At 26.3% G+C, this 7,383-nt stretch carries 9 protein-coding genes and 1 pseudogene; 6 read left to right on the plus strand and 4 right to left on the minus strand.

What is annotated here, in order from left to right; all coding sequences use genetic code 11:
- From ACH2BO_RS01935 to ACH2BO_RS01950, 4 genes and pseudogenes are all read left to right on the plus strand, one after another.
- Positions 1-623 (plus strand): annotated as a pseudogene (locus ACH2BO_RS01935) (DNA mismatch repair protein MutL); the annotation flags it as partial.
- On the plus strand, positions 620-1,423 hold the full coding sequence (locus ACH2BO_RS01940) for a rhomboid family intramembrane serine protease (protein ID WP_395043077.1): 804 nt from the start codon (positions 620-622) through the stop codon (positions 1,421-1,423). The pseudogene ACH2BO_RS01935 and the gene ACH2BO_RS01940, both read left to right, overlap by 4 nt.
- Before the next feature lies 1 nt (position 1,424).
- Positions 1,425-2,306, plus strand: a complete 882-nt coding sequence (locus ACH2BO_RS01945; RefSeq protein WP_395043078.1) for a rhomboid family intramembrane serine protease — start codon at positions 1,425-1,427, stop codon at positions 2,304-2,306.
- Between the two features lie 64 nt (positions 2,307-2,370).
- Positions 2,371-3,417, plus strand: coding sequence for an endonuclease/exonuclease/phosphatase family protein (locus ACH2BO_RS01950; protein ID WP_395043079.1), 1,047 nt, complete (start codon positions 2,371-2,373; stop codon positions 3,415-3,417).
- Position 3,418: 1 nt separating this feature from the next.
- Here ACH2BO_RS01950 and ACH2BO_RS01955 read toward each other — a convergent pair whose 3' ends face one another.
- From ACH2BO_RS01955 to ACH2BO_RS01970, 4 genes are all read right to left on the minus strand, one after another.
- Positions 3,419-4,033 carry a WbqC family protein gene (locus ACH2BO_RS01955; RefSeq protein WP_395043085.1) on the minus strand — a complete coding sequence of 205 codons (615 nt, stop codon included), beginning with the start codon at positions 4,031-4,033 and terminating at the stop codon, positions 3,419-3,421.
- A 20-nt stretch (positions 4,034-4,053) separates the two neighbouring features.
- A complete protein-coding gene (locus ACH2BO_RS01960; protein WP_395043080.1) occupies positions 4,054-4,431 on the minus strand; it encodes a four helix bundle protein in 378 nt (125 codons plus the stop codon).
- Between the two features lie 41 nt (positions 4,432-4,472).
- Positions 4,473-6,026, minus strand: a complete 1,554-nt coding sequence (gene lepB, locus ACH2BO_RS01965) for a signal peptidase I (RefSeq protein WP_395043081.1) — start codon at positions 6,024-6,026, stop codon at positions 4,473-4,475.
- 180 nt (positions 6,027-6,206) lie between these two features.
- Complete coding sequence (locus tag ACH2BO_RS01970; RefSeq protein WP_395043082.1) at positions 6,207-6,548, minus strand: helix-turn-helix domain-containing protein; 342 nt, start codon at positions 6,546-6,548, stop codon at positions 6,207-6,209.
- A 120-nt stretch (positions 6,549-6,668) separates the two neighbouring features.
- Here ACH2BO_RS01970 and ACH2BO_RS01975 point away from each other — a divergent pair, with 120 nt between their 5' ends.
- Both ACH2BO_RS01975 and ACH2BO_RS01980 read left to right on the plus strand, forming a co-directional pair.
- Entirely contained in the window at positions 6,669-7,103 is a 435-nt protein-coding gene (locus ACH2BO_RS01975; RefSeq protein WP_395043083.1) for a MauE/DoxX family redox-associated membrane protein, read from the plus strand.
- The coding region (locus ACH2BO_RS01980) for a hypothetical protein (protein WP_395043084.1) at positions 7,093-7,383 on the plus strand (291 nt) is incomplete at its 3' end. The genes ACH2BO_RS01975 and ACH2BO_RS01980, both read left to right, overlap by 11 nt.

The raw sequence follows: 7,383 nt of genomic DNA on the forward strand, positions 1-7,383 counted from the left end.
CATTTGAAAATGAAGAAGTTACAGCATCATTATTTGACGATAAAGAAGAAGAACATACTATTAAAAGAACCTACCAAATTCATAAAAAATATATTGTAAGTCCCATAAAATCAGGTATGTTAATTATGGATCAAAGTCGTGCTCATCAACGAGTTTTATATGAGCAATTTTTAACTAATATGACTGTTCACCACGCGTCAAGTCAGCAATTATTATTTCCATTAGAATTGTATTTTTCTCATAACGAAATGAAATTAATTACAGAATTGCAACTTTCTTTAGAAAACACAGGATTTGTTTTTGATGGTTTTCAAACTGATGCAATACATATTTCGGGAATACCGGTAAATACTACAGAAAGTGAAGTTTCAATAGTTTTAGAACAATTAATTAGCGATTTGCAAGACGGAATTCCAGACAGTAGTTTTTCTCAAAATGATACAATTGCTAAATCAATGGCAAAAAGTTTGGCTGTAAAAACTGGAACTTTTCTAACCGAGAAAGAGCAAGAAAATTTAGTAAATAACCTTTTTGCTTGTAAAGAACCTAATGTTTCTCCTTTTCTAAAACCAACTTTCATTACTATGAGTGTTGAAGATATTGATAAAAAATTTGTTATATGATGAATATTACACCAGTTGTTAAACAACTTTTAATACTTAATATTATATTTTTTATTGGAACTCAATTGGTTCCAATTGCTGATACTTATTTTGCATTATATTATTTTGAAAGTCCAATGTTCAAGTTTTGGCAACCATTGTCACACATGTTTATGCATGCCAATTTGATGCATATTTTCTTTAATATGTTTGCTTTATTTTCTTTTGGTAGTGCTTTAGAGCATTTTTGGGGTGGAAAAAAATTCTTGTTTTTTTATATCTCTTGTGGTCTTGGAGCTGCTTTGTTACATTCGGCTGTGAATTATTTTCAAATACATTATTTATTAGATACTGTTTCAAGTTTAAATTTTTCTAAAACAGACATCACAGTTTTATTGAATTCAGATTTGCGAAATGCATTTGACGATGAAGGAAAAATGATTGCAAGTTCAGTTCAATCTATTTTAGAAAAAGCGAATTGTAGTCAAGAACAATTTAATGTTATTGCTAATGCAAATTCTTTATCAAGAACTCCAGCAGTTGGAGCTTCTGGTGCTGTTTATGGACTTTTAGTTGCGTTTGCATTTATGTTTCCAAATGCAGAATTGGCAATGATGTTTATTCCAATTCCGATAAAAGCTAAGTATTTTGTTCCTGGATTATTGTTATTAGATTTAGTTTTAGGTTTTAAAGGAAGTTCTATTTTTGGTTCTAGTAGTTCAGGTGTTGCACATTTTGCTCATATTGGCGGAGCAATAACTGGTTTTATAATGATGTGGTTTTGGAAAAAAAATCAGTTTAATAATAAACGTTGGAATTAAAATGACAGTAATTCAAGATTTAAAACTTCAATACAAAATAGGTGGAATTGCTATTCGGCTAATTTTTTGGAATTTATTACTTTTTATTATTGCTGAAATAGTTTTTGCTCTTTTAAAATTATTTACTCCAGCAATTAATTATATAGAATTTGTAAGTTTATCTTCTAATGGGATTGATTTATTATGGAAACCTTGGTCAATAATTTCGTATGCTTTTTTTCATAGTGGTGCAATACATTTAATTTTAAATATGTTGATGTTGTTTTATGTTGGAAGATTATTTACCACATTTTTCACTCAAAAACAATTACTTGGAACATACATTTTAAGTGCAATTTTCTCAGGTTTTGTATATATTATTGGTTATACTTTTCTTCCTGCATTAGTTGGTGTTACTGTTGAAATGGTTGGCGCATCAGGAGCAATAATGGCAATTTTGTTTGCAACGGTAACCTATCAACCATTTATGGATGTTAGATTGTTTGGCGTTTTTAAATTACAGTTATGGCAAATTGCATTTTTGTTTATATTTATCGATTTGGTTCAATTGCCAATGAACAATACTGGCGGACACATTGCTCATTTAGCTGGAGCATTATTTGGATTTATTTATATCAAACTTCTTATAAAAGGAACTGATTTAAGTTCAATTATTACCAATATTATTGATTTTGTTGTTAATTTGTTTCAAACAAATAAATCTAAACCATTTAAAAAAGTTCATGTTAATCCAAAAAAACCAACAATTAAAGCCCAAAGTAAGATTGTAACAAAAGATAAAACGCAACAACAAATAGACGAAATTCTTGATAAAATTGGTCAATCGGGATATGATAGTTTAACTGCTGACGAAAAAGAATTTTTGTTTAAAGCAGGGAAGTAAGTGTTTAGTAATCAGTGTTCAGTTAGCAGAAAACAGATTGCAGAATTATAGAATCAAAAAATAAATGAAGAAACTTTCTAGGTTTAATAAAGTAATGTTTTTTTTCAATATAGTTTTAACTGTATTGACGTTTCTTGCCTATGTATTACCTTTTCTAGCTCCAAAATTTTTTCCTTTTCTGTCTGTATTGACATTGGTTTTACCATTGTTTTTAGTTATAAATGGTTTGTTTTTTGTTTATTGGATGTTGCAGTTAAAACGTCAAATGGTATTGTCTGGAATTGTATTGATACTTGGAATAACATTTGTAAATAAATTTTATAAATTTTCATCTCAGGAACAAGTTGTTGAAAATCAAGATTTTATTGTAATGAGTTATAATGTTAGATTGTTTAACCTTTTTCAATGGATTGAACGCGAAAATGTAAAATATGAAATGAAGGCATTTATTAACGAGCAAAATCCTGATATTTTATGTATTCAAGAATATTCTGAAACAGCAAAAGTCGATTTAAGAGTTTACAAACATAAATTTATTTTTATGCAAGGAAATAAAATAAAATCTGGACAAGCTATTTTTTCAAAATATCCAATTATTGATAATGGAAATATTGAGTTTCCAGAATCTGATAATTTAATTGTTTATGCTGATATTAGAAAAGCAAATGATACAATTCGAGTTTATAATATGCATTTGCAATCGATAAAAATCTCACCAGATGTTAATGAAATACAAGAAAATGTTGAATCTATTGATCAAGCCAAATCGGAAATAGTTTTTAAACGAATAGGAAAAGCATTTACAAAACAACAACTACAAGCCGAAATTTTAATGAAACACAAAAAGACGTGTAACTATCCGATGATAATTTGTGGCGACATGAATAATAGTGCTTTTTCGTATGTTTACAGAAGTATAAAAGGCGATTTGAATGATTGCTTTGAAGAAGCTGGAAAAGGTTTTGGAGAAACCTATAGTTTTAAATATTATCCTGCTAGAATTGATTATATTTTTACAGATAAATCAATAGTTGTTAAAAATTTTCAAAATTTTACTCAGTTTAAAAATTCTGATCATTTTCCTATTGTGGCTCGTTTAAAGATGGAATAAATTATTTTAATTCTTGTTTTTTTAAATAATCTAGGGCATATCGTCCTTCATTAAAAAGTAAATCTAAAATACTTAGGTTATTAATAAAACCATGTTTTTCTCCAAATACTTGTGTATATGATTCTAGTATTGAAGTATCTTTTTTTCCGATTGCTAAAGGCCTAAAATCTTGATAGTCTTTAACTTCATGAAAATATTCAGTGGTTTTTTTATAATCAAAAGCTAGTCCTAAACATTTGGCAACTATAGTCATTGCTTCAAAGTTTAAATCAATTAGAAATGTATGTTTTTTATCAAAAATTGGATAAATATCATCTTCAAAAAATTCAAAAAATGGTGAACTTCTGTAGGCAGCTTCGAGTGATTTAAAATGCTGTTTTTGCCAATTAAAATCGGTTTCAATTTTAATATCTCTAGTTTTTTGGTGTAATACTTTACTATGTTTTACAGGAACATTTAATAGTTGTAAACCATTTGGACTATAAATAAACATTCGATTTCTATTGGTTTGCTTCTGAAAATTATCATCAGTTTCAAATGTAATAGAATCGGCTTTTGCCATTGCAACAAAATTGCTTATTGATGGAAAATAAGTGGGTTGAAGTAGGATGTTAATTTGTTTATTTGCCAATTTGGTTATTTGTTTTCTATAGATTTATTAATTTGATAATTTCTAAGAGAATTTAGTTTATTTGTTATACTTTCTAACATTTCTCTTAATTTTAAATAATCTGTTTCTGAAACAAAATTTAATTCAAATGAAATAATTAACTGATTAAGAACTTCAACTGCTGATCCAAAAGCTATTGTAGTAAAATGTGCTTTATCTTTATAGCTTTTTCTTGCTGATCCTTCAGCAATATTTGATGCAATTGATATTGAAGCTCTTCTTAATTGTGACACTAGTCCATATTTTTCTATATCAGGAAATTTAGAAGTTATTTTATATAAATATTTTATAAAATCTTTTGCTTCTACCCATACTTCTAACTTTTCAAAAGAGAATATATACATAATTTAAATCTTACAAATAACCAAATTTACATATATTCAAATTAACCTTTAGTAACTTTTCTTTTTTTCCAAAAATAGTCACCAATAAAATATAATGCTAGAAATCCTAAAAACCATTTAAAATAGGAAACAGGTTCACCATCGCCACTAACTGTTGTAAACAATCTGCTCCAACGAATTTTCCAGTTTTTAATTCCGTCATTTATCCCATCAATACTCATCCAAATAAATATTGGTTTTCCAACAATATGATTTTCTGGAACATAACCCCAATATCTAGAATCTTCTGAGCGATGACGATTATCACCCATCATCCAAAAATAATCTTGTTTGAAAGTATATGATGTTTCTTTTTTATCATTTATATAAATATCACTTCCTTTTATTTCTAATTTATTATTTTCATAAATTGTAATTATTCTACTATAAAATGGTAAAGTTTCTAAATTTATGGCAACTGATTTTCCTTGTTTAGGAATGTAAATTGGACCAAAATTATCTAAATTCCAGTTTTTTGTATGTGGAAAAATTGTTTTGTCAATGTCTTTAGAAATAATTCTAGTTACTGATTTAATACCTGTTACTGATTTTAATTTTTCAACACTTGACATTGGTAGAGCACTAAAAAATAAAGTATCTCTTGTTTGATTTACACCATAAGCATCAGTAATATCTAGTTCTTTTATTATGTTTTCAAAATCGATTGGAGCATTTGAATCATAAGCAATTTTATATGAAAATTGAGGTTTGGCTCTTTCTGGCAAAACTAGTTCTTTACCATTTACAAATACAATTCCATCTTTAATAGACAATGAATCGCCAGCAATTGCAACACAACGTTTTACATAATTTGATTTTTTATCAATTGGTTTATCTGCTTTCATTCCGGATTTATCAAAAAATTTGTAAACAGTATCAACAGGCCAATTGAAAACTACAATGTCATTATTTTTGATTTTTTCATAACCTGGAAATCTAAAATACGGTAATTGAGGCCATTTTAAATAGGATTTTTTATGAATAAATGGAAGTGTATCGTGAACCATTGGTGCAGCAACAGCAGTCATTGGAGTTCTTGCACCGTAATTATATTTGCTAACAAAAAGAAAATCACCAACCAATAATGATTTTTCTAATGATGAAGTTGGAATTGTAAAAGGTTGAATAAAATAAGTGTGCACAAATGTAGCAACAATAATTGCAAATAGGAGTGAACCAACAGTATCTGAAACTGTGTTTGTTGGTTTTAAACTTCTGTCAGCAATGTAGTTAACGTCTTGAGTATAGTTGATATAATAAATATAGAAACCTAAAGTTATAACTCCTAAAAAAGTATCTAAAGAAGTGTTTTTACCAAAACTTCTTAAAGTTTCAACCCAAACAATTGGAAACATTAATAAGTTTATTACAGGAATAAATAATAAAAATGTCCACCAAGTTGGACGATTGATAATCTTCATCAATATTATTGAATTGTATAAAGGAATATAAGCTTCCCAAGATTTTCTTCCAGCTTTTTCATACAATCTCCATGTTCCCAATCCGTGAATTAGTTGAACTCCTAGAAAAAAGATAAACCATTGATATATTGTCATAATTTGTTTGATTTTAGATTATAGGTTGTTGAATCTTTTAATTTGTTACAAATATATTTTAAAACTATATTTAAAACTAAGAATTAATTTTTTTAGTTCATTATTTTAAAATTTTAGAATAAAAAAATCTCAATGTTAGATTGAGATTTAAAATATGTTTTTGATTCTAATAAAATAATTTTATTTTGTAATTAATTTTTCTACAAGTAATGTTAGTTTTTCTAAACTTTCCGCAATTTTAAGAATTGCTTCTGTAGAATTAATTTTTGTATTTGGGCAATTTACTAATGCAATTCCATTTTTTTTGTTTTTTATATTGACACTGTATATTTCATCATCAAAGTCATTTACTTCAACACCAAAATATTCTGCAAGTTTAATTAGATTTTCTCTTTTAGGAGTTGAAACATTATTTTCCCAATCGCTATAAGTACTTTGTACAATTTCTAAATCATAAGCAACTTGCTCTTGTTTTAAATCCTTGCTAGTTCTTAAATCATATAATTTTTTTCCTAATGACATCTTATTTTTTTTTGCTAATGTAAAAGTATTTTTTCAAATATCGGTTTTTCCGATAAAAAAATATTTATTCCGATTGTAAGATATTTTTTACTCTATTAAGTTTGATTAAAATTAACAAGTATGCAAATCAACTATTATAAGATTCAAAAAGCAATAGCTGAATTTATTTATCTATTTATAATCTTATTTTTTTGTTATACTGCTGTAAATAAATTAATGAATTTAGAATCGTTCAGAACTAATTTAGTCAAAACATCAATATTTAGCATTAAAACTGCGAATTATTTTTCGTATTTAGTTATCATAATTGAGTTATTTGTGGTCACAGTTTTACTTTTTTTTAAACAAAAAGGATTGTTGTTATTTTGTTTTTTGATTTTAATTTTCACATTGTATATTTCATTTTTAAGATTTAAAGGGTTTTATGAAGTATGCGGTTGCGGAGGAATTTTAAACGGTTTACAGTATAAATACCATATTTTAATTAATTTATGTCTAATAATTGGTTCAATTTATTGTTACTTAATTTTAAATAAAAATAGTGATGAAAAATAAATTTTTAATTGGAGTTATAACTGTTTTTTCTGCAATTTTTGTAAGCATTTTAATTCTCAATTTTTTAAATTCTAGTTCAAATAATGATAATTATTTTGAAAGGAAATTTTCAAAAAATGAAATTTTAATATTTCATAAGAAATACGAAAAGTTAGATAAAAAAAGTATTTATGAATTATATTATAGTAATACATCAATTATAGAGGGTAGCCAAAAAAACATTGGAAATAATAAAAAAACTTATAATTTAAATTTTTCAGATTTATCTTTTTCAAACAAG

Source organism: Flavobacterium sp. (genome assembly GCF_043773265.1).
In the GTDB taxonomy this organism is placed as follows: domain Bacteria; phylum Bacteroidota; class Bacteroidia; order Flavobacteriales; family Flavobacteriaceae; genus Flavobacterium.